Here is a 22,342-nt window from a genome sequence, read left to right on the forward strand (position 1 = left end):
TTGAAAACACCTCCCACAGACCCCTTCGTGGATTTATCCGCGATGGGGCCTGTAACCGCTTAGCAACGAACGGCCGGCAGCAAAAGCATCATACCGCCAGGATAAAGTCCGCCTGATCGATACCTGCACTGCTGACACCGACAAGGCGAATAGAGTCCACGCCGATCCCGATCACCGTGTCCGCCCCGTCAGCGGCAATGCTCACGTTGGCAGCGAACGTCTCGCTGTTGATCCCCGTCCCCGCAATATTGAGCAAGTCCTGCCCTCCGCTCGGATTGATGTCGAAGTCCTGGATCGAGTCGTTGCCGAAGCCTGCGGCAGCAAACATGAAGGTATCGTTGCCGAGGCCGCCGTAGAAGGTGTCATTGCCCTGCCCGCCGAGGAACAGATCGTCACCCGCACCGCCGACCAGTGTGTCGTTGGCCAGACCGCCCAGCATCCTGTGGTTTGCCGCCGCTGCATCGTAGGCCAGTTCGCTGCCGCTGCCCTCGGCGTTCGCCTGCAAACCCGCCGCCGCGTATTGGCCATTCAGCGCGATCTGCGCCGCGTGTGCGCCGTCGCTCACCATCAGCAGGCCGCCGGTGCCTGTGTCATTCGCGGCATAGGTGATCTGCGTATCGGCGCCGAACGCCACATCGCCAAAGTCCAGCTTGTCACCTGCGGCAAAACCGCTGACGCTGCCACTGAACGCCGTCGCCACATCAAGCTTGAGCGTGCCAGCCGCGCCGCTGTCAAACGTCACATGCTGATCGGAGGCCGCAGCGAATTCCAGCATCGCCGAACCGCTGATAGTCGCGCTTCCCGCGCCTGCGGCATCTCCGTTGATGGTGATGTTGCCATCGTTCGCCCACAGGCTACCGCTGTTGACGAGCGCACTTTCAATCAGCAATCCGCCGCTACCGCTGGCTTGCAGCACCCCTGTGTTGGTGACGGCGCTACTGCCGGTATCGATCACCAGCGCATTGACGCCGCTGGCAAGGATCAGGCCCGAGTTGACCAGCATCATCTGCCCCGCGCCCAACTGGCCGGCACCTGAGATCGTGTTGTCGGCATTGGTGAGCACCGTGTCCGCGCTGCCACCAAAGATCACGTTGTGCGCGCTGTCGGACAGAACCACTTGCCCGCCACCGGTCAACGTCGCGCCACGGAACAGGATCTCGAGTTCGGCCTCGCTGCCGGTGGAGCCGAGCGCTATGATGCCGCTGTTGTCGATGCTGCCACCGAACGGCATGATCGCGCCGTCGGCAATGGTGAGGGTGCCCGTATTGGTCGTGACCGGGTCCACATCGAACAGCAGGTTGGCCCCGCTCAACGCCGCCGCATCCACACCGTTGATGGTGATCGTCTGGTCGGCGCTGATACTGAGCACGGCATTGCCGCTCGCGTCGTTGACGATACTCACATCCGCAAAATCGTTGATGCCGGTGAAGCCGATCAAGTCGATCTTGTCCGCCGCCGCATCGAAGCTGTAAATGACGTTGTTGCCGATCGGCCGGGCGAATACGAAAGTGTCGGCACCGGACGAGCCGGTCAGGTTGTCGTCGGTGGACAAGGCGAAGATCGGTGCGTCCGGGGCATAGATTTCGACGTTGTTGAACACGTAGGCGCTTGCGGTGCTGCCGTCGCTGTTGCTCCAGTACAGGTTGACATCGAGCACCAACGCACCGGCGAATTCCCTTGGAGTTGTCACGGTCAATGCGCCGGGATCGCTGGTCTGCACGGTCCAGGTGCCATCGCCATTATCGGTTCCTGCATTGAACACCCACCCCGAAGGAACACCGCCGATGGTCACCGTCACGGGGCCGCTGATATCGGCCAGTGGAACGTTGAGGGTCAGATTGACGGGTTCGCCGGCAACGCCTGCCGGAAGGTTTGCACTGCTCCCGGCCGCACCAGGATTACCCGCCAGGTCGGTGTAGCTGTTCGCGGCAACGTCGACTTTTATGCTACCGCCCAGCGTTCTGGTCAGCGTTGCCGTGTAGGTATCGCCGTCAACCTGGGTAAAGTTACTGAAGGTTCCGCGTGGCGTTCCGCTCGTGGTCGACACTGCTACATCAGACAGGTTGAAACCGCTCACCGTCTCACTGAACTGGAATGTGACCGTCGACGTTGAACCCATCGAACTCCCTAAGGCAGTCCCTGTCACTATCACCGTTGGCGCCACGGTATCAATTGGCGTCTCAACGACGTTCTGCACGTTCACCGTAATCGTCTGCGTGTCGACTCCGCCATTGCCGTCGGACACCTGAACATCCACAACGTAGGCGTTGTCGCCGTCAGTACCACCGACATCCTGGGCATTCTCGTAATCGGGCGCCGAGTTGAACGTCAGCACCCCGCTCGAACTGATCGAGAACTTGCTGAAGTCCGTCCCGGCCGTATTCAGGAGCGAGTAGCTCAGCGTCTGCGCCGGCAGATCGGCATCGGTCGCCACCACCGTCGTAACCGCCGCGGTGTTCTCCGCCACGTTGATCGAAGCCGTCGCTCCGCCACCGTTGGAAGTGATCGTCGGTGAGTCGTTGCTGCCGGCGATATGCACGGTGACCGAAGTGAGGGTGCCATCGGCACTGCTCACCGCGAAGGTGTCGGTGTAGGTGGTGCCGGCGGCGAACTCGTTGTGGGCGGAGTTGGCGACGTAGGTCCAGGCACCGCCGGTGCCGATGGAGAACTGGCCGTAGCTGCCGGCGGTGTTGGTTTGGGCGACGAAGGTTGTGGCGCTGTCGACGTCGCTGATGGTCAGGGTGCCGGCGGTGGAAATGTCGACGGCGGCATTAGTCTCGGTGAGGTTGACGATGTCGGCGGACAGCACGGCGGCATCGTTGGTGCCGAGGATATGCACGGTGACCGAAGTGAGGGTGCCATCGGCACTGCTCACCGCGAAGGTGTCGGTGTAGGTGGTACCGGCGGCGAATTCGTTGTGGGCGGAGTTGGCGACGTAGGTCCAGGCACCGCCGGTGCCGATGGAGAACTGGCCGTAGCTGCCGGCGGTGTTGGTTTGGGCGACGAAGGTTGCGGCGCTGTCGACGTCGCTGATGGTCAGGGTGCCGGTGGTGGAAATGTCGACGGCGGCATTGGTCTCGGTGAGGTTGGCGATGTCGGCGGACAGCACGGCGGCATCGTTGGTGCCGAGGATATGCACGGTGACCGAAGTGAGAGTGCCGTCGGCACTGCTCACCGCGAAGGTGTCGGTGTAGGTGGTACCGGCGGCGAACTCGTTGTGGGCGGAGCTGGCGACGTAGGTCCAGGCACCGCCGGTGCCGATGGAAAACTGGCCGTAGCTGCCGGCGGTGTTGGACTGCGCCTGGAAGCTTTCCGGGCTGTCGATATCGCTAATGGTCAGGCTGCCGCCGGTGGTCAGCGGAGCATTGGTTTCGCTCAGCGTAACGCTGGCCGAGGACAGCACGGCAGCGTCGTTGCTGCCGGTGACGGTGATAGTCACCAGTTGGGTGTCGACGCCGCCGAGGCCATCGCTGACCTGCACCGTAAACACCTCATCTTGGGTCTCGCCCGCCTTCAGCGACTGCACCGCACTGGCGACACCATCGATGCCGTTGGCCAGCGTGTAGGTCCACTGGCCGCTGTTGTCCACGGCGATCGAGCCGTAGGTGCCGGTTGGCGAGCCATTGATGCTCCAGGTCGCCGTGGCATCGTGATCGATGTCGGTCGAGCTGAACTGGCCAGTCACGCTGACCGTGGTGTCTTCCTGCACCGCGCCGACCTCGTTGCCCGTCGCGAAGCTGAGCACCGGCGCGTCGTTGCTGCCGGTGATGGTAACGGTCACCAGTTGGGTGTCGACGCCGCCGAGGCCATCGCTGACCTGCACGCTGAACACTTCGTTGTGACTTTCTCCCGCCTTCAGTGACTGCACCGCACTGGCCACCCCATCGGTGCCATTGGCCAGGGTGTAGGTCCACTGGCCGCTGTTGTCGACGGCGATCGAGCCGTAGGTGCCGGTTGGCGAGCCATTGATGCTCCAGCTGGCCGTGGCATCGTGATCAATGTCGGTCGAGCTGAACTGGCCAGTCACGCTGAGCGTGGTGTCTTCCTGCACCGCGCCGACCTCGTTGCCCGTTGCAAAACTGAGCACGGGTGCGTCGTTGCTGCCGGTGACGGTGATGGTCACCTGCTGGGTGTCGACGCCGCCGAGGCCATCGCTGACCTGCACGCTGAACACTTCGTTGTGACTCTCGCCCGCCTTCAGTGACTGCACCGCACTGGCAACGCCATCGGTGCCGTTGGCCAGGGTGTAGGTCCACTGGCCGCTGTTGTCGACGGCGATCGAGCCGTAGGTGCCCGTATCCGTACCCGCAATGCTCCAAGTGGCGGTGGCGTCGTGATCGATGTCAGCCGAACTGAACTGGCCAGTCACGCTGAGTTTGGTGTCTTCCTGCACCGCGCCGGCATCATTGCCGGTCGCGAAACTGAGCACGGGCGCGTCGTTGCTGCCGGTGATGGTGATGGTCACCTGCTGGGTGTCCACACCACCCAGGCCATCGCTGACCTGCACGCTGAACACTTCGTTGTGACTTTCTCCCGCCTTCAGTGACTGCACCGCACTGGCAACGCCATCGGTGCCGTTGGCCAGCGTGTAGGTCCACTGGCCGCTGTTATCGACGGCGATCGAGCCGTAGGTGCCCGTATCCGTACCCGCAATGCTCCAAGTGGCGGTGGCGTCGTGATCGATGTCAGCCGAACTGAACTGGCCAGTCACGCTGAGTTTGGTGTCTTCCTGCACCGCGCCGGCATCATTGCCGGTCGCGAAACTGAGCACGGGCGCGTCGTTGCTGCCGGTGATGGTGATATTCACCAGTTGGGTGTCGACGCCGCCAAGGCCATCGCTGACCTGTACCGTAAACACCTCATCATGACTCTCGCCCGCCTTCAGTGACTGCACCGCACTGGCAACGCCATCGGTGCCATTGGCCAGGGTGTAGGTCCACTGGCCGCTGTTATCGACGGCAATCGAGCCGTAGGTGCCCATATCCGTACCCGCAATGCTCCAAGTGGCGGTGGCGTCGTGATCGATGTCGGCCGAACTGAACTGGCCTGTCACGCTGAGCGTGGTGTCTTCCTGCACCGCGCCGGCATCATTTCCCGTTTCGAAACTGAGCACTGGTGCGTCGTTGGTACCGGTCAGGGTGATCGTCACCGTCTGCGGTGCCGAGGTCGCATTGCCTGCGCCGCTGTCGTCGCTGGCCACCACGGTGTAGGAGAAGCTGATGGTTTCACCAACGCTCAGGAAGTCCAGGTTCTCGCTGCTGCTGTAGTTCCAGCCGGTTTGATCGACCGAGAAGCCGGCCACCAGTGCCGCGGCTTGCGCCGCACCGAGGGTGCCGCCGCTCCAGGCGATGTCGTTGTTGGCGGTCTGGCTGACCGTCACGACGTCGTTGCTGTCCAGATCGGCAAAACTCAGCGCCCCGCTGTCGCTCAGCGTGGCTGTGCCATTGCCTTCGTTCATCGCCCCGGTCGTGTCGTCGATGGTCAGCGTCGGCTGGTCGTTGGTCCCGGTCAGGGTGATGGTCACAGCCTTGGTCACCGTCGCCCCGAAGTCGTCAGTCAGCGTCACCGTGAACACTTCAGTCTTGGTCTGGCCCTCGGCCAGGTACTGCGCCGCGCTGTTGTTCAGCGTATAGGTCCAGCCCACGCTGCCCGCCGCGTCGCCCGTGCTCTCGTCGCTCACTGTGGCCACCAGCGTGCCCAGCGCACCGGCCGGCGCGCTCACGGTGGCCACATGGGCGTCGTCGGCCAGGTCCACGTCGCCGAAGGCAAAGCTGCCGCTGGCCACCGTGGTGCCGTCTTCGGTCACCGCACCGCTTTCGATTTCTGCCGCCGTCACCGTTGGCGCGTCATTGGTGCCGGTCAGGGTGATGGTCACAGCCTTGGTCACCGTCGCCCCGAAGTCGTCGGTCAGGGTCACCGTGAACACTTCAGTCTTGGTCTGGCCCTCGGCCAGGTACTGCGCCGCGCTGTTGTTCAGCGTATAGGTCCAGCCCACGCTGCCCACCGCGTCGCCCGTGCTCTCGTCGCTCACGGTGGCCACCAGCGTACCCAGCGCTCCGGCCGGCGCGCTCACGCTGGCCACATGGGCGTCATCGGCCAGATCCACGTCGCCGAAGGCAAAGCTGCCGCTGGCCACCGTGGTGCCGTCTTCGGTCACCGCACCGCTTTCGATTTCTGCCGCCGTCACCGTTGGCGCGTCATTGGTGCCGGTCAGGGTGATGGTCACAGCCTTGGTCACCGTCGCCCCGAAGTCGTCGGTCAGGGTCACCGTGAACACTTCAGTCTTGGTCTGGCCCTCGGCCAGGTACTGCGCCGCGCTGTTGTTCAGCGTATAGGTCCAGCCCACGCTGCCCACCGCGTCGCCCGTGCTCTCGTCGCTCACGGTGGCCACCAGCGTACCCAGCGCTCCGGCCGGCGCGCTCACGGTGGCCACATGGGCGTCATCGGCCAGATCCACGTCGCCGAAGGCAAAGCTGCCGCTGGTCACCGTGGTGCCGTCTTCGGTCACCGCACCGCTTTCGATTTCTGCCGCCGTAACCGTTGGCCCGTCGTTGGTGCCGGTGATGGTGATAGTCACATTCTGCGTTACCGTCGAACCATGACCATCGCTGATGGTGACCAGGTAGGTTTCGGTAACTGTCTGTCCCTGGGCCAGGTACTGCGCCGCCCCATTGCTCAGGTTGTACGTCCATTGCACCGAACCATTGGCCGCGTTCGCGGCTTCGCTTACCGGCGAGAGCACGAACGTACCAAGATCAGTAGCGTTGCCCGCCGCCGGTGCGAACGTCGCCGTGTGCGTGTCACTCAGGTCGACGTCGTTAAAGACAATCGTGCCGCTGGCCGTCAGCGAGTCGGTCGCGCTCGCAGTGGTGTCGGCGTCTTCGGTCACCGAGCCGGCCTGCGCGCCGAGGCTGATCGTCACACCATCATTCACGCCCGAGAACTGCACTGTCGCGGTGGCCCAACTGAGCGTGCCGTTGCCCAGGCGCATCGCATAGGTAAAGCTGTCCGTCAGGACCTCGCCGACAGCAAGCGCCTGGAGTTGTGCCTTGAAAGCAGTGGTGAAAGTAGCGGCGTCGTAGCCGACCTTACCGTCCGGGGTGATCCAGATCTTTGCACCATTCACACTGGTGTCAGAACTCGTCGCCTCAGCCCTCGACGTATCCTGGGTCAGGAGGTCGGCCGGAGCATAAGCCTTGGTGGCAGTAGAAAGACTGTCCGCGTTGTCGAGTGACCAGAGCGTCTTCGCGTTACCGCCGAGGTCATTGGACATGACGTCCCAATACACGACCCCCAGCAGATTTTCAGTGGTGGTAAAGACGTCATCCTTCGCCTGTGGCGTGTTGGAAAACGAGGTAACGGTTCCGCCGCTGGTAGTGGTGGTGCTAGCCATGTCTTTCTCCCAAGAATGTCACTCAGAGCAAAAAACCGCTGTGGGCCGCCAACAGCCGCAAGCCGATCCTCGCTCAACCCACAAACACTTCACTCCACCGGTACCAGCCGGCTGGCCAGTAGCTTCACGCCCACCCCGGCCCTGCCGCCCAGCGGCTCAATGCGCACGATTTGTCCTCGCGCCTTGAACTTCATGGGGCCGCCGGGAGCGTCGAGCTCGATCTCGAAGTCAATCAAGCTACCCACCTGCTGCTCGCTATCGGTTTCGAAATACAAACCGGAGGCGCTGATGTCACGGGTGACACCGTTGCCCCCGCCGATCAGTTGCAGCGACAGGGTGACTTGTTCACGGGGCTCAATGCGGTGTGTGTCTTTCATGTCGGCAGTCTAAAAACCACCGCTGTTTATTACATGAGCGCGCTATCCCTTTTTTTCTGGGAGTCAATCACCCATCAAAACAGTGTTTTACGGGACAAATGTCATGGGAGGGGGGGACTGCAGCGCTATTGAAAACACTAAGGACTGCAACGATTGCTATCATGATCAGCTAACACAACCCGCCTAAAGGGGCAGCGACACGCATGCCAATTCAAGTTCTGTTAGTCGCTCTACCGCTCGTGGCCTGGGGCCTTGAGCGTCTGGTGGAAAGCGCTCGACCAAGGTTGGCGCTGGCGGGTTCGGTGTCGTCGGTGGCGCAATACCTGCTTTCGCCGCACCAGTACGCGCCGGATGTGGTGGTGCTGGACCTGGACAGCGAGGACTCTATCGAGTCGCTGGCCGACTTGCACAGCCAGACCAAAGCCAGGATTCTGGTCGTGACAGGGTCGAGCGATGTGGCGCTGCATGACCGTGCTGTGCTGGCGGGCGCACGAGGCGTGGTGGATAAGCGGGAGTCGGCCTCCGCATCAACATTGCTCAAAGCCATAGAAAAAGTGCATGACGGCGAACTCTGGATTGACCGCAATGCCACCAGCCGTATTTTTCTTGAACTGGCGCGCAAGAAAGCCGAGCGCGATATAGACCCGGAGCAACAAAAAATCGCCAAGCTGACGCGCCGCGAGCAGCAAACCATTGCATCGCTGGCCCGCGACCCCTCAGCGCCTGGCAAGTTGGTGGCCGAGAAACTGCACATCAGCGAGCACACGCTGCGCAACCATTTGACATCGATCTACAGCAAGCTGGGCCTGACGAACCGCGTAGATCTGTACGCCTACGCACACAAGCATGGGCTGTCCACTGGCGACTGAGGACTGCGGCAACACGCCGGGCGTATTGCCGCAGTCTGCCCTTGTCCCGAAACGCCAGCACAGGTCATTCGCCGATTCTTTCCGGATTTATCGAGAACCCGATCTACCCCCCATCTCCTGCGAGGCCGGCAAGATTCGCCATCAATCTCCATGACAGACCACTCCCGCAGTGGATCTTCACAGAACCCAACCTTTATCCTTGACGCCCCCCGCTGCCCCGAGTCCTGGAGTTTCGCCCATGCCCCATGAAGGCAACCTGCTACAAGCCGCTGTCGTGTTCCTGATGGCGGCCGTGCTCATCGTTCCGTTAGCCAAGCGCCTGCAACTGGGGGCGGTCCTGGGCTATCTGTTCGCCGGGGTGATCATCGGCCCGTCGGTGCTGGGGTTGATCGACAACCCGCAAAGCGTCGCGAACATTTCCGAACTGGGCGTGGTGTTGCTGCTGTTCATCATCGGCCTGGAGCTGTCGCCGCGACGCTTGTGGGTGATGCGCAAATCAGTGTTCGGCGTGGGTCTGGCGCAAGTGCTGCTGACCGGCACGCTGATTGGCGTGGTGGCTTTGTGGTTGTTTGGCCAGCCGTTGAACACCGCGATCGTCCTCGGCCTGGGCCTGGCGCTGTCGTCCACGGCGTTCGGCCTGCAAAGCCTGGCTGAACGCAAGGAGCTGACCAGCCCCCACGGGCGATTGGCGTTCGCAATCCTGTTGTTTCAGGACATCGCCGCAATCCCCTTGATTGCCATGGTGCCGTTGCTGGCCGGTGGCGATCACAGCACCAGCGCCAGCGAAAACCTGAACCACGGCCTGCAAGTGCTGGCCAGCATCGCCGTGGTGGTGATCGGCGGGCGTTACCTGCTGCGACCGGTGTTCCGCGTGGTGGCCAAGACCGCGTTGCCGGAGGTTTCCACCGCCACTGCGCTGCTGGTGGTGATCGGCACTGCCTGGTTGATGGAGCTGGTCGGTATTTCCATGGCCCTCGGCGCATTCCTCGCCGGCCTGCTGCTGGCGGACTCCGAGTACCGCCATGAACTGGAAGCCCAGATCGAACCGTTCAAGGGCCTGCTGCTGGGGCTGTTTTTCATCAGCGTCGGCATGGGCGCGAACCTGAGCCTGTTGCTGAGCACGCCCGTCGCGGTGCTGGGCCTGACCCTGCTGCTGATCGCGATCAAACTGCCGCTGCTGTTTATTGTCGGTCGCCTGGCCGGAGGTTTGAAGAACGTCAGTGCCATCCGCCTGGGTATCGTGTTGGCGGCCGGTGGTGAATTTGCCTTTGTGGTGTTCAAGATCGGTCGCGACCATGGGCTGTTCGCCGCCGGGCTGTATGACTTGTTGGTGTTGACCATCACCCTGTCCATGGCCGTGACGCCGCTATTGCTGCTGATTTGCGCACGCCTGGTCAGCCCGAAAGTGCAACCGGTGCAGGTACCGGACAAGTTCCGTGAAATCGACACCGACGCGCCGCGGGTGGTGATCGCCGGGATGGGCCGCATGGGCCAGATCGTTGCGCGGATTCTGCGCGCGCAGAACATCAAGTTCGTGGCCCTGGACACCTCGGTGGAAACCATCGAACTGTCCCGCAGCTTCGGTGGCGTGCCGGTGTTCTACGGCGACCCGATGCGCCCGGAAATCCTCAGCGCGGCCAAGGTCGGCGAAGCCGAGTTTTTTGTGATCGCAACAGACGACCCGGACACCAACATCAAGACCGCCGAGCTGGTGCGCAAGCTCTATCCGCATATGAAAATCATCGCCCGCGCCCGTAACCGTCAGCATGTGCACCGGCTGATGGACGTCGATGCTCACGCTGTGCGCGAGACCTTTTTCTCGAGCCTGGAAATGAGCCGGCAGACCCTGATCGGCTTGGGATTGACCCAGGCCCAGGCCGATGCGCGGATCAAGCGTTTCAAGCAGCACGACGAAGAGGTGCTGGAAGCCCAGCACGCGGTGTATGACGACGCGGTGAAAGTGCTGCAGACGGCGCAGGAAGCGCGGGCGGAACTGGCCAGGTTGTTCGAGTCGGATCAACTGCAGGAGCAGGCGGGTAAGAAATGAGGTGACGGGAATGGCCTCTTCGCGAGCAAGCCCGCTCCCACACTGGATCTGAGGTGCTCACAAATATTGAGCCTGGCAGAGTCCCCTTGTGGGAGCGGGCTTGCTCGCGAAGAACGATAACGCGGTGTGACGGAATAACCACAATTTCAAAGGACCCCCCATGACTGACCAAGCCTCCCCCGCCCTCAAGGAAATCTTCAACGCCGAGCGCCTCAAGCACATCGCCACAGAGATGACGGCGGTGTACCCCGATTTTGACGGCGAGAAATTCCTCAAGCTGGCCCAATCCGGCCTGGCAGACCTCAGCGTCATGCAGCGCATGGCCCGGGTCAGCGAATGCCTGCACGCAGTACTGCCGCTTGACTATGAAGCATCGCTGCAGGTGCTGCGCGCCCTCGCCCCGCGCCTGAACAGCGGTTTCGTCAGCATGTGCCTGCCGCACTACGTCGCCCGCTACGGCGCCCATGCGTTCGAGCAGTCGATGGACGCGCTGAAGTACTTCACCGCTTTCGGCTCTTCGGAATTCGCGATCCGCCACTTTCTGCGCAGCGACCTCGAGGGTTCGCTCAAGCTGATGCACGACTGGTCACTGGATGACAACGAGCACGTACGACGCCTGGCCAGTGAAGGCTGCCGGCCACGCCTGCCCTGGTCATTCCGCCTGGAACCCGTCCAGGCCGACCCGACACTCGCCGCGAAGATCCTCGACAACCTCAAGGCCGACACCAGCCTGTACGTGCGCAAGTCCGTGGCCAACCACCTCAACGACATCACCAAGGACCACCCCGACTGGGTGCTGGACCTGATCGAAGGCTGGTCGCTGGACAACCGGCACACGGCATGGATCGCCAGGCACGCCCTGCGCAGCCTGATCAAACAGGGCAACCAGCGGGCACTGGCGATCATCGGCGCGGGCGGCAAGCCTGAAGTCGAGATCGTCGATGTGAAAGTCGAACCGCCGGTGATTGGCCTGGGAGAAAAGATCACCCTGTCGTTTGCCATCAGATCCACCGTTGAAAGCAGCCAGCGCCTGGTGATCGACTACGCCATCGATTACGTCAAGGCCAACGGCAGCACCTCGGCGAAGGTCTTCAAGCTCAAGGTGCTGACACTGCCCGGCAACGCCAGCGAAGCCGTCAGCCGTGGGCAACACATCAAGGAACTCACCACCCGCCGGCATTATGCGGGGCACCATGCGGTGCATGTCATGGTCAACGGTGAGCGGTTGGCCAGTACGGCGTTCGAGATTGTTGTTTAAACCCCAAGATGGATATTGGATGTGCCACCTTCGCGAGCAGGCTCGCTCCCACAGTGGGCAGTGTTGCCACAAATTTTGCGAACGACACTAAACCAGTGTGGGAGCGAGCCTGCTCGCGAAGGCGTCAGTTCAGGCACCACCTAACAACAACCCCTGCTCCCGCTCACACAACTCCACCACATAATCCCACAACACCCGCAACCGCACCGACTTGTGCAACTCCCGACGAGTGCTGATCCAGTAGCTGCGCTGGATGCTTTCATCCGGCAACAGCGGCACCAGCCCCGGGTCGGCACTGGCCATGTAGCACGGTAACACCGCAATCCCCAGGCCCGAGCGCGCAGCCTGCTGCTGGGCGATCACGCTGGTGCTGTGAAACACCACCTGCGGGTTGCGGCAGAAGCTGTTGAGGAACATAAGTTCCTGGCTGAACAGCAAGTCGTCGACGTAGCCGATCCACGCATGACGCCCCAGGTCCTCGCGACTGCGCAACGGCGGCGAACGATCGAGGTACTCCTGGCTGGCATACAACGCCAGGCGATAGTCAGTGAGTTTGCGGGTGACCAGCATGTCGGCGGCCGGGCGTTCGAGGTGGATGCTGATCTCCGCCTCGCGGTTGAGGATGCTGACAAACCGCGGCACCGCCACCAGCTCCACTTCCAGCCCCGGATAGCGTTCGAACAAGCCGTTCATGCGACTGGCGAGGAACATGATGCCCAGGCCTTCGGTCACCCCGACGCGGATCTTGCCCAGCGGCGCGGTGGATTGGGTGATTTCCTCCTGGGCCAGCAGCGCCACGTTCTCCATCGCCTCGGCGTGTTTAAGCAACGCCTCGGCCGCCGGGGTCATCTCATAACCCTGGGCATGCTGGACGAACAATGCCGTACCCAGGCTCTTTTCGATGGCCTCGATGTGCCGCGCCACGGTGGCATGGGTGGTGTTCAAGCGCCGGGCAGCCGTGAGCAAACGCCCGCTGCGCTGCAATTCGAGAAAAAACCGCAGGTCATTCCAGTCGAACATGAAGCGTCCTTGTTCGTTGCCGTTCGGGATGCTGTTTAAAAACGCACAGCGGCTGCGCAAAAACTAACATTCTTTTGACGAAAGCTAACAACTAGGATGACAGACAACAAGAACAACAAAACGAGGTCAGGGATGCAGGCTTCCCTTGATGAATACGATTACATCGTGGTCGGGGCCGGGCCGGCCGGGTGTCTGCTGGCCAATCGACTGTCGGCCAACCCTCAACATCGCGTGTTGTTGCTCGAAGCCGGCGGCCGCGACAACTATGCGTGGATTCACATCCCCGTGGGTTACCTGTACTGCATCGGCAACCCGCGCACCGACTGGTGCTTCAAGACCGAAGCGCAACCGGGCCTGCAAGGTCGCGCCCTGAGCTATCCGCGCGGCAAGGTACTGGGCGGCTGCTCATCCATCAACGGCATGATCTACATGCGCGGCCAGGCCGGTGACTACGACCGCTGGGCCGCCGACGGCAACCCCGGCTGGAGCTGGCAAGACGTGTTGCCGCTGTTCAAGCAGAGTGAAAACCACTTCGCCGGCGCCGTCGAATTTCACGGCGACACGGGTGAATGGCGAGTCGAACGCCAGCGCCTGTCGTGGCCGATTCTCGACGCCTTCCGCAGTGCCGCCGAACAAAGCGGCATCGCCAGCATCGATGACTTCAACCAGGGCGACAACGAAGGTTGTGGCTATTTCCAGGTCAATCAGAAGGCCGGCATCCGCTGGAACGCGGCCAAGGCGTTTCTCAAACCGATTCGCCAACGCTCCAATCTCACTGTGCTGACCGGTGTCGAAGTCGACCGCGTGCGGCTGGACAATGGCCGCGCCTCTGCAGTCAGCGCCCGCTGGCAGGGCGAGGTGAAGACCTTCAAGGCGCGCAAGGAGATCGTCCTCTGTGCCGGCTCGGTTGGTTCGCCAGGCATCCTGCAACGCTCCGGCATCGGCCCGCGTCCACTGCTGGAACGGCTGGGCATTGGCGTCGCCCATGAACTGCCCGGTGTCGGCGGCAATCTGCAGGATCACCTGCAACTGCGGCTGATCTACAAGCTGGAAAATGCCCGCACCCTGAACCAGATTGCCGGCAGCCTGTGGGGCAAGCTGGGCATGGGCCTGCGCTACCTGTATGACCGCAGCGGCCCGCTGTCCATGGCGCCGAGCCAGTTGGGCGCCTTTGCCCGCTCGGGGCCGGAACAGACTTCAGCCAACCTCGAATACCACGTGCAGCCGCTGTCGCTGGAGCGCTTTGGCGAACCGTTGCATGGGTTCCCGGCGTTCACCGCATCGGTCTGCGATCTACGCCCGCAAAGCCGTGGCCGGGTCGATATCCGCTCGGCCGATCCGCAACAAGCCCCACTGATCCAGCCCAATTATCTGAGCCACCCGGAAGACCTGCGGGTCGCCGCCGACGCCATTCGCCTGACCCGGCGCATCGTCGCCGCGCCGGCCCTGCGCGCCTTCAATCCGGTGGAATACCTGCCCGGTGCCAGCCTGCAAAGCGAGGAACAACTGCACGAAGCCGCCGCGCGCATCGGCACCACGATCTTCCACCCCGTGGGCACCTGCCGCATGGGCAATGACGCCGAGGCCGTGGTCGATGCGCAACTCAAGGTCCATGGCATCCCCGGCCTGCGCATCGCCGATGCCTCGATCATGCCGCGCATCACCTCGGGCAACACCTGCTCGCCGACGCTGATGATTGCCGAGAAGGCTGCGCAGATGATTCTAAATCCAGACATATACACCAAGCCCGCTCCCACAAGGACCGCATTAGATCACGGACACTGAGCATTACCCCTGAAATGGAACACGCAACACCAGTGGAACAACAAAAACAATCACTGTGAGGGATACCGGTATGTCAGAAAATGTTCAAACCCTGGAAGCCGTGCGCAGCGCGGGCACCAGCCAGGAAACCCAGAAAGTCATCTTCGCCTCGTCCCTCGGGACCGTCTTCGAGTGGTACGACTTCTTCCTCTATGGCGCCCTTGCGGCAGTCATCAGCAAACAGTTTTTCGCCGGGGTCAACGACACCACCGCGTTCATCTTTGCGCTGATGGCCTTCGCCGCCGGCTTCATCGTCCGGCCGTTCGGCGCGCTGGTGTTCGGTCGGTTGGGGGACATGATCGGGCGCAAGTACACCTTCCTCGCCACCATCGTCCTCATGGGCCTGGCGACGTTCTGTGTCGGGCTGCTGCCGACCTACGCCAGCATCGGCATCGCCGCGCCGATCATCCTGGTGGTGCTGCGCATGCTCCAGGGCCTGGCCCTGGGCGGTGAATACGGTGGCGCCGCGACCTATGTCGCCGAGCACGCGCCCATGGGCAAACGCGGCTTCCACACCAGCTGGATTCAATCCACCGCGACCCTGGGCCTGCTGCTCTCGCTGCTGGTGGTGCTGGGCTGCCGCTACTTCACCGGTGACCAGTTCGAAGTCTGGGGCTGGCGCATTCCGTTCCTGTTTTCCATCGTGCTGCTGGGCATCTCGACCTGGATTCGCCTGAGCCTGCACGAGTCGCCGGCCTTCGTGAAAATGAAAGAGGAAGGCAAGCTGTGCAAACAGCCGATTCGCGACTCCTTCGGCAAATGGGAAAACCTCAAGGTGGTGCTGATCGCGCTGTTCAGCATCAATGCCGGGCAAGCGGTGACCTTCTACGCCGCGCAATTCTATGTGCTGTTCTTCCTCACCCAGTTCCTGAAAATGGACCCGGCGGTGGCCAACGGCTTGCTGATTGTCAGCGTGACCATTGGCGCACCTTTCTTCATTTTCTTTGGCTGGCTGTCGGACAAGGTCGGGCGCAAGCCGGTGCTGATGATCGGCCTGCTGCTGGCCACCGCGCTGTACTTCCCGATCTTCAAGACCCTGGCCCACTACGCCAACCCGGCCATCGACCAGGCCAGCCGCCAGGCACCGATCACCGTGATGGCCGACCCGGTCACCTGCACCTTCCAGTTCGACCCGGTGGGCAAGGCGAAATTCGACAGCCCCTGCGACAAGGTCAAGACCTTCCTGGTCAAGCAGGGCCTGCCGTACCAGAGTGCTATCGCACCGGCCGGCAGTGACGTGCAGGTAAGCGTCGGTGACGTGAAGATCGATGGATTCGACGAAGCCGCCTTGCGCGGTGCCGTGACTCTCGCCGGTTACCCGCAACAGGCGGACATGCAGCAGATCAACAAACCGATGATCGTGGCGCTGATTGTTGCGCTGATCATCATCTCGGCCATGTGCTACGGCCCGTTGGCGGCGTTGATGGTCGAACTGTTCCCGACCCGCATCCGCTACACCTCGATGTCCCTGCCCTACCACATCGGCAACGGCTGGTTCGGCGGCTTCCTGCCAACGGTGTCGTTCGCGCTGGTGGTGTATACCGGGGACATCTTCTACGGGCTGTGGTATCCGGTGGTGATCACCGGGGTGAGCCTGGTGGTGGGGATGATTTGCCTGCGTGAGACGCGTAACGTGGATCTCGACAAGAACTGAGGTTATGCCTGCCGACGAGGGAGCTGGCTCCCTCGTCGCGGCGATCAACCCCGATCAGACCTCGGCGTCAAGCAACTCGAACTTCACCTGATCCGGGTAGAACGCCACGTATTCGCGTATCTGCTGCACCGAAATCTTGGGGTTCTCATAACTCCACACCGCATTGGCACTCTCATGCCCCGGCACCTGCAGACTGAAATAACTCGCATCGCCCTTGTACGGGCAATAGCTGGTGTGGTCGGTGCGGGCGAAATATTTCTCGTCGATATCCTCCCGCGGCACGTAGTACACCGGTGGGTAGTTGGCCTCCAGCAACACCAGGGCCCGCGCCGAGGCGGCTACTTGAATACCGTGAAACCTCACCAGCAGACAGCCAGGCTGCTCGGCGATGGTGATGACAGGACTAGGACCGGAGCTTTTCATGGAATACGTTCCTCATGACGGTGATGGACCTGCAAATCGATGATGTGGGAGCGTGGCTTGCCCGCGATGGGCTGCGCAGCAGCCCCAAACCTGAAACCACGATTTATCAGGTATAACCCAAGTTTCCCCCTCCCGGCGGCTTCACAGCCGAACGGGAGCGACACACCAGGCTGTACATCCATACAGATAAAGATTGCTCCATCGTCCATCAAGCGCCATTCTGTGCACCCCTGACACATAGATCGACGATGGTGGTTATGCGGCTGTACCTCTGTGAAAAACCTTCCCAGGCCAAAGACATTGCGGCGGTCCTCGGCGCCCTGCGCCGGGGTGATGGCTGTTGGCTGGGAACGGACGTCACGGTGACCTGGTGCATCGGCCACCTGCTGGAAACCGCGCCGCCGGATGCCTACGACGCGCGCTACAAGCGCTGGGTGCTGGCCGACCTGCCGATCATTCCCGAAAAGTGGAAAATGACCGTCAAGCCGCGCACCGCCAGCCAGTACAGGGCAGTCAAGCGCCTGCTCGGTGAAGCATCCGAACTGATCATTGCCACGGACGCCGACCGTGAGGGCGAGATGATCGCCCGGGAACTGGTGGAGCATTGCCGCTATCGCGGTCCGATCCGCCGCCTCTGGTTGTCGGCCCTGGATGATGCGTCCATCCGCAAGGCCCTCGCGGCACTGAAACCGGGCAACGAAACGTTCAGCCTCTATCACTCGGCCCTGGGGCGTTCCCGGGCCGACTGGCTGATCGGCATGAACATGAGCCGGCTGTTCACCTTGCTCGGGCGACAGTCCGGCTATCAAGGCGTGCTGCCGGTGGGCCGGGTGCAAACGCCGACCTTGCGCCTGGTGGTGGATCGCGATCGCAGCATCGCCGACTTTGTGCCCGTCCCCTATTGGGCCATCGATGTGCAACTGCTGCACAACCGCACCCCGTTCACGGCGCAATGGCGAGCGGCATCCGAGGTTTGCGACGATCAGGACCGCTGCCTGAATCAGGCGCTGGCCCAACAAGCAGCAGACGCCATGCGCGGCGCGGCCAGTGCACGGGTGATCAAGTTGCGCACCGAACGGATGCGCGAAGTGGCCCCGCTGCCGTTCGACCTGGGCACCCTGCAGGAGGTCTGCTCAAAGAAACTCGGCCTCGGCGCCCAGGAAACCCTCGACATCGCCCAGGCGCTGTACGAAACCTACAAGGTCATCACCTATCCGCGCAGCGATTGCGGCTACTTGCCCCTCAGCCAGCACAGCGAGGCACCGGCCATTCTGGCGGCGCTGCGCCAGGCTGACCCGGCGTTGAACGCCTTGCACGATCACCTTGATCCGCAACGGCGCTCACGGGCCTGGAACGACGCCAAGGTCAGCGCTCACCACGGCATCATCCCCACCGCGGCGGCGAAGAACCTCGACAAGCTGGCGGGCAAGCAGCGCGCGGTCTACACACTGATCCGCGCGCGGTATCTGGCGCAGTTCCTGCCCAATCACGAATACGACCGCACCCAGGCCGACTTCGATTGCGCAGGATTTGCCTTGCGCGCTGTCGGCAAGCAGATCATCGAGCCGGGCTGGAAACGCGCCCTGCCCGAGGCACTGGCTGCGACCAAGGGACGCGAAGCTCCAGCGCCACAGACACTGCCCAACCTGGCCGAAGGCATCGATTGCGCAGTGGCCGGCGTGCAACTCAAGGACCTCTGGACGCAACCGCCAAAGCCGTTCACCGAAGGCGATCTGATCAAGGCCATGAAGAACGTCGCCAAACTGGTGGAAGACCCGCTGCTCAAGCAAAAGCTCAAGGACACCACCGGCATCGGCACCGAAGCGACCCGTGCGTCGATCATCCAGGGCCTGCTCGACCGTGGCTATCTGGTCAAGAACGGCAAGGCCCTGGCCGCCACGCCGGCCGCGTTCAGCCTGATCGACGCCGTGCCGCGGGCCATTGCCGACCCGGGCACCACGGCGATCTGGGAACAGGCCCTGGACATGGTGCAAAGCGGTGAAATGAGCCTTGAAGAGTTCGTCACCAAACAGGCGGCGTGGATGAGCAAGCAGGTAAGCCGTTGCGCCGGACTGAGCCTGACCATCAGCGGTCCACCGCCTACCGGATCCGCCGCAGCCCCCTGGAAGAAAAAACGCAAGAGCGCCCCGCGCAAACCAGCGAGCGGCACCAGGCGCAGGGCAAAGCCGGCAGGCAAAACGTAAACCTTGCTCCCTCGCCACGGATTGTTAGTCGCCAGCCATAATGATCCGTGTCCCTTGGCCTGCCAGGAGCCACTTCAAATGACTTCGATAGCACTGCACGCCGCCCAACGCGACGAACTGGAAACCATCGAAAACCTGATGCAGTTCTACACCTACGACTTCAGCGAATGGTTGCCGCTAAAGCTGGGTGAATCCGGATTCTTCAACATCCTGCCCATGCCGGAGTACTGGCGACACCCGGCCACCCGACCTTTCCTGATCAAGGTCGACGGGGAACTGGCCGGCTTCGTGACCGTGGATAACCGGACTCATCTCGCCGGTGCCGACTACAACATCGGCTATCTGTTTGTCAGTCGACGCTTTCGTGGCCGGGGTGTCGCGCGATTTGTCGTTTCCACCCTCTTGAGTCAATTCCCCGGTCAATGGCAGATTTTCCATCTCGAGGCGAATCAGCCGGCACGCCTGTTCTGGGCCACCGTGATGCCGGGGCTCGGCGTTGGCGGGCTCACCTTGCATCAGCAGCAGGTAGACGGTCATCCCTGCACATTTTACCGCTTTGAGTGTCCGCCTTTGTCGTCCTGACCGACACACCCTCGCCTCCCACCGCTAATTCCGAACAGCTTTGTCCGACAATATGTAGTGACTGAAAATAATCACTACAAAACCGTTGACGCCTCCGTTTTGCCCTTGCATGATGCAGACGTCTCCCCGATCGGGAGTACAGGCAACACGTTTGAGCAAGCTCGTCTGACCGCCGAGCTGTTTTTCCCGGATACACGCTGCCCACAAGGCAGATTGAAGAAGCTGACCTGGCCTGAACGTCCAGTACAAGGGCGAGAAGTCTTGGCGAGCAATCCTCATGATGCTTGTGGCCGACCCTGAAAATGTCGGCAGTGGCCTTACGGTTTTCGCCGCTTCTCTTCGTTGTGACGCTATTGCGTAGCAGTTATTCAACACGACTACATGCAACAGACGCAGGACCCCGCCCGATAAGGCGGTCGAACGCTGACGTCCTGGTTTCGGTGCCAGGGATCAACTAACCGATGGGCTACCTGTATTAGCGAATCAACTTTGAAAGATCACCAATTGGTCAAGGGGCTTTATGATGAATCTGAACAATCAACCAACTATCGATGAACTGGCTCGTATGTTCGCTGCAAAGAAAGACAGCCATGACAGCCATATTCTCTGGATCAGCAAGTGTGGCCAGGTTCATATCGACCCCCTGTCGCCGCACGCTCATGAAGCAGAGTTCGACCAGAACAACCAGAACCTGCTTGCCCGACTGAAGATGTACCGTCGCGGCCAGGGCTATGTCGGCAAGAAGGCCGCGGCCGACAAGGACTTCATCGGTAATGTTCTGCAAACCCTGAAACAGGCCTGGGCCTCGATGCAGAATCAGAACGAAGTTCGGGTAATTGACCGGTTCTACTAATTGAATGAGTCGTCACTGACTTATTGAAAAACAGGGCCTGCTCCCAATAAGGAGCAGGCTTTTTTATGCCTGAACGAAGATCAACTGTGGGAGCGGGCTTGCTCGCGAAGGCGGTGTGTCAGATAACACTATGTCAACTGATACACCGCATTCGCGAGCAAGCCCGCTCCCACAGGGTATGTGGTGCTTAAGAAACATTCGCCCCCAACACCAGATCCACAAACGCCACCGACGCCGCACTGCCGATATTTCAAAAAAGTGACCGCCCTTGCAGCGGTCACTGTTTCCCCCGTCTCAGCGTTTGACGCCCAGATCGGTCTGGGTCATGCGGCTACGGATGGTGAACACGCCGTCACCCGAGAGAATCGCACTGCGCGCAAACAGGCGCCCGCTCTCCCAGTTCGAAAGGCCCAGTTCCGGCTTGTTCAACGCGTACTGGCCGTCGACCCAACGGGTGATGCCATTGCCGACAAAAGGCGCGTTGACCGCGTTGTAGAAACGCTCCTGGGTATCGGCACTTTCACTGATCAAGGACACGGTGAACTGCGGGCTGTAGCGATTGAACAAGGCAATGGCACTGTCCAGGTCGTCGACGATTTTCAGGCTGACTTCCGGGGTTTCTTCCCACTCCCATTCGCGACCCAATTGATCTTCCGGCAACGGCTCGGCCTGGGCTTCGGTCTGATAGCCTTCGGCGCGGTACACCTCGACCGTTGCGCTCAGCCAGTCTTGCGCCAGGTGCGACTCGCTGCCTTCGACGATGTGCAGCTTGCAGCCCTGCCCCCGCGCAGTGCCGGCCTGCTTGAGTGCGTCGAGAAACAGCGGCACCAGTTCAGCGGCGCGGTCGCGGTGAATCAGGCAGACGTTCAGGGTGTTGCAGACTTTGCGGTCCAGGGAGTTGCGCACCACGGCGGCAAAACGCTGGGCGTCGGCATCGGCGTTGGCGACCAGCCAGGCGCCACCGGTACCGTGCAGGCTGACCGCCGTGCCGGCCTGCTGCGCGATACTGCCCAACTGGCTGACGGCGCGACCCGAACCGCGGGCCACCGCCAGTGACAAGCGGCGGTCAGCGAACATCGCCCAACCGGCGGCGTGGTTGACGCTTTCCACCAGCGACACCGCACCGGCCGGCAAGCCGGCGTCGCTCAGTGCAGGGTTCAGTGCATGGGTAACGATTGCCTGGGCCGTGCCCAACGCATCACTGCCGATGCGCAGCACGGCGGTGTTGCCGGTGCGCAACACACCGGCCGCATCGGCAAACACATTCGGCCGGCCTTCGAAGACGAACGCGACAATACCCAACGGCGAGACCACTTGCTCGACTTTCCAGCCATCGTGCTCGACGCAGCTGATCACCTTGCCCCGACTGGCCGCCGCATCACGCCACGCGCGCAGGCCGGCGATCATGTCGCGACGCATGCGCTCATCGGCCAGCAACCGGGTGGTCGAGCGACCGCGCGCCTTGGCCCGCTCGATGTCGGCCAGGTTGGCGGCCTCGATCAAGGACCAGCATTGCGGGGTTTCCAGGCGTTGGGCAAACAGATCGAAGAAGGCGCTGATCGCTTGATCGGACACCGCCGACAGCGCGGTAAACGCCGCCTGGGCGCGCTCGATCGCGACGTTGGCCGCTTGCTGGTCCGCCACCGGGATCAACAACAACTCGCCACTGACCTGCTCCACCAGCAGGTGATCACCGGGCTGGAAGCGTTGCGCCAGTTCGGGGCTGACGACGGTGACACGATTACCGGCGAAAGGGATGGGCGTACCAGCGACTAGACGTTCGAGCGCGAGAGACATGAAGCGGTTTCACCATGCAGTGGGCGGCCGGAAAATGTATA

The 22,342-nt window shown here is 61.9% G+C and carries 13 protein-coding genes and 3 pseudogenes; 8 read left to right on the top strand and 8 right to left on the bottom strand.

Annotated elements, in window-relative coordinates; all coding sequences use genetic code 11:
* Window positions 1-88: 88 nt before the first annotated feature.
* From KSS91_RS16635 to KSS91_RS16640, 5 genes and pseudogenes are all read right to left on the bottom strand, one after another.
* Window positions 89-5,731: a VCBS domain-containing protein gene (locus KSS91_RS16635; RefSeq protein ID WP_437179758.1), complete on the bottom strand. Its 5,643-nt coding sequence runs from the start codon at window positions 5,729-5,731 to the stop codon at window positions 89-91.
* Between the two features lie 120 nt (window positions 5,732-5,851).
* Window positions 5,852-6,082: pseudogene (locus KSS91_RS28805) on the bottom strand (VCBS domain-containing protein); the annotation flags it as partial.
* Between the two features lie 120 nt (window positions 6,083-6,202).
* Window positions 6,203-6,433 (bottom strand): annotated as a pseudogene (locus tag KSS91_RS28810) (VCBS domain-containing protein); the annotation flags it as partial.
* Window positions 6,434-6,553: 120 nt separating this feature from the next.
* Window positions 6,554-7,393: pseudogene (locus KSS91_RS28815) on the bottom strand (VCBS domain-containing protein); the annotation flags it as partial.
* Between the two features lie 89 nt (window positions 7,394-7,482).
* The gene (locus KSS91_RS16640; RefSeq protein ID WP_217835443.1) at window positions 7,483-7,770 is read right to left on the bottom strand and encodes a PilZ domain-containing protein; all 288 of its coding nucleotides are present in this window, start codon (window positions 7,768-7,770) and stop codon (window positions 7,483-7,485) included.
* Between the two features lie 203 nt (window positions 7,771-7,973).
* Between KSS91_RS16640 and KSS91_RS16645 the strand changes: the two genes are divergently transcribed.
* From KSS91_RS16645 to KSS91_RS16655, 3 genes are all read left to right on the top strand, one after another.
* The gene (locus tag KSS91_RS16645; protein ID WP_217835444.1) at window positions 7,974-8,639 is read left to right on the top strand and encodes a LuxR C-terminal-related transcriptional regulator; all 666 of its coding nucleotides are present in this window, start codon (window positions 7,974-7,976) and stop codon (window positions 8,637-8,639) included.
* Window positions 8,640-8,877: 238 nt separating this feature from the next.
* Window positions 8,878-10,686: a monovalent cation:proton antiporter-2 (CPA2) family protein gene (locus tag KSS91_RS16650; protein ID WP_217835445.1), complete on the top strand. Its 1,809-nt coding sequence runs from the start codon at window positions 8,878-8,880 to the stop codon at window positions 10,684-10,686.
* Between the two features lie 160 nt (window positions 10,687-10,846).
* Window positions 10,847-11,944, top strand: coding sequence for a DNA alkylation repair protein (locus KSS91_RS16655; protein WP_217835446.1), 1,098 nt, complete (start codon window positions 10,847-10,849; stop codon window positions 11,942-11,944).
* 129 nt (window positions 11,945-12,073) lie between these two features.
* Here KSS91_RS16655 and KSS91_RS16660 read toward each other — a convergent pair whose 3' ends face one another.
* Entirely contained in the window at window positions 12,074-12,964 is an 891-nt protein-coding gene (locus tag KSS91_RS16660) for a LysR family transcriptional regulator (protein ID WP_217835447.1), read from the bottom strand.
* 132 nt (window positions 12,965-13,096) lie between these two features.
* Between KSS91_RS16660 and KSS91_RS16665 the strand changes: the two genes are divergently transcribed.
* Window positions 13,097-14,749, top strand: a complete 1,653-nt coding sequence (locus KSS91_RS16665; RefSeq protein ID WP_217835448.1) for a GMC family oxidoreductase — start codon at window positions 13,097-13,099, stop codon at window positions 14,747-14,749.
* Between the two features lie 70 nt (window positions 14,750-14,819).
* Window positions 14,820-16,442, top strand: coding sequence for an MFS transporter (locus tag KSS91_RS16670; RefSeq protein ID WP_217835449.1), 1,623 nt, complete (start codon window positions 14,820-14,822; stop codon window positions 16,440-16,442).
* 54 nt (window positions 16,443-16,496) lie between these two features.
* Here KSS91_RS16670 and KSS91_RS16675 read toward each other — a convergent pair whose 3' ends face one another.
* A complete protein-coding gene (locus tag KSS91_RS16675; RefSeq protein ID WP_102675744.1) occupies window positions 16,497-16,865 on the bottom strand; it encodes a DUF427 domain-containing protein in 369 nt (122 codons plus the stop codon).
* Window positions 16,866-17,122: 257 nt separating this feature from the next.
* Between KSS91_RS16675 and KSS91_RS16680 the strand changes: the two genes are divergently transcribed.
* The 3 genes from KSS91_RS16680 (at window position 17,123) to KSS91_RS16690 (ending at window position 20,504) form a co-directional block, all read left to right on the top strand.
* Window positions 17,123-19,069: a DNA topoisomerase III gene (locus tag KSS91_RS16680; protein WP_263986891.1), complete on the top strand. Its 1,947-nt coding sequence runs from the start codon at window positions 17,123-17,125 to the stop codon at window positions 19,067-19,069.
* A gap of 78 nt (window positions 19,070-19,147) precedes the next feature.
* Window positions 19,148-19,651: a GNAT family N-acetyltransferase gene (locus KSS91_RS16685; RefSeq protein ID WP_217835451.1), complete on the top strand. Its 504-nt coding sequence runs from the start codon at window positions 19,148-19,150 to the stop codon at window positions 19,649-19,651.
* 523 nt (window positions 19,652-20,174) lie between these two features.
* Complete coding sequence (locus KSS91_RS16690; RefSeq protein WP_033047536.1) at window positions 20,175-20,504, top strand: hypothetical protein; 330 nt, start codon at window positions 20,175-20,177, stop codon at window positions 20,502-20,504.
* Window positions 20,505-20,798: 294 nt separating this feature from the next.
* Here KSS91_RS16690 and KSS91_RS16695 read toward each other — a convergent pair whose 3' ends face one another.
* The gene (locus tag KSS91_RS16695; protein ID WP_217835452.1) at window positions 20,799-22,301 is read right to left on the bottom strand and encodes an aldehyde dehydrogenase family protein; all 1,503 of its coding nucleotides are present in this window, start codon (window positions 22,299-22,301) and stop codon (window positions 20,799-20,801) included.
* Window positions 22,302-22,342 lie beyond the last annotated feature (41 nt).

This window comes from Pseudomonas azerbaijanorientalis, from assembly GCF_019139795.1.
Classification (GTDB): Bacteria; Pseudomonadota; Gammaproteobacteria; order Pseudomonadales; family Pseudomonadaceae; genus Aquipseudomonas; species Aquipseudomonas laurylsulfatiphila.

Excerpts from the sequence above, each read along its gene's own strand:
- KSS91_RS16640 (WP_217835443.1), bottom strand. The coding sequence starts at position 7,770 with ATGAAAGACACACACCGCATTGAGCCCCGTGAACAAGTCACCCTGTCG.
- KSS91_RS16645 (WP_217835444.1), top strand. The coding sequence starts at position 7,974 with ATGCCAATTCAAGTTCTGTTAGTCGCTCTACCGCTCGTGGCCTGGGGC.
- KSS91_RS16650 (WP_217835445.1), top strand. The coding sequence starts at position 8,878 with ATGCCCCATGAAGGCAACCTGCTACAAGCCGCTGTCGTGTTCCTGATG.
- KSS91_RS16655 (WP_217835446.1), top strand. The coding sequence starts at position 10,847 with ATGACTGACCAAGCCTCCCCCGCCCTCAAGGAAATCTTCAACGCCGAG.
- KSS91_RS16660 (WP_217835447.1), bottom strand. The coding sequence starts at position 12,964 with ATGTTCGACTGGAATGACCTGCGGTTTTTTCTCGAATTGCAGCGCAGC.
- KSS91_RS16665 (WP_217835448.1), top strand. The coding sequence starts at position 13,097 with ATGCAGGCTTCCCTTGATGAATACGATTACATCGTGGTCGGGGCCGGG.
- KSS91_RS16670 (WP_217835449.1), top strand. The coding sequence starts at position 14,820 with ATGTCAGAAAATGTTCAAACCCTGGAAGCCGTGCGCAGCGCGGGCACC.
- KSS91_RS16675 (WP_102675744.1), bottom strand. The coding sequence starts at position 16,865 with ATGAAAAGCTCCGGTCCTAGTCCTGTCATCACCATCGCCGAGCAGCCT.
- KSS91_RS16680 (WP_263986891.1), top strand. The coding sequence starts at position 17,123 with ATGCGGCTGTACCTCTGTGAAAAACCTTCCCAGGCCAAAGACATTGCG.
- KSS91_RS16685 (WP_217835451.1), top strand. The coding sequence starts at position 19,148 with ATGACTTCGATAGCACTGCACGCCGCCCAACGCGACGAACTGGAAACC.
- KSS91_RS16690 (WP_033047536.1), top strand. The coding sequence starts at position 20,175 with ATGAATCTGAACAATCAACCAACTATCGATGAACTGGCTCGTATGTTC.
- KSS91_RS16695 (WP_217835452.1), bottom strand. The coding sequence starts at position 22,301 with ATGTCTCTCGCGCTCGAACGTCTAGTCGCTGGTACGCCCATCCCTTTC.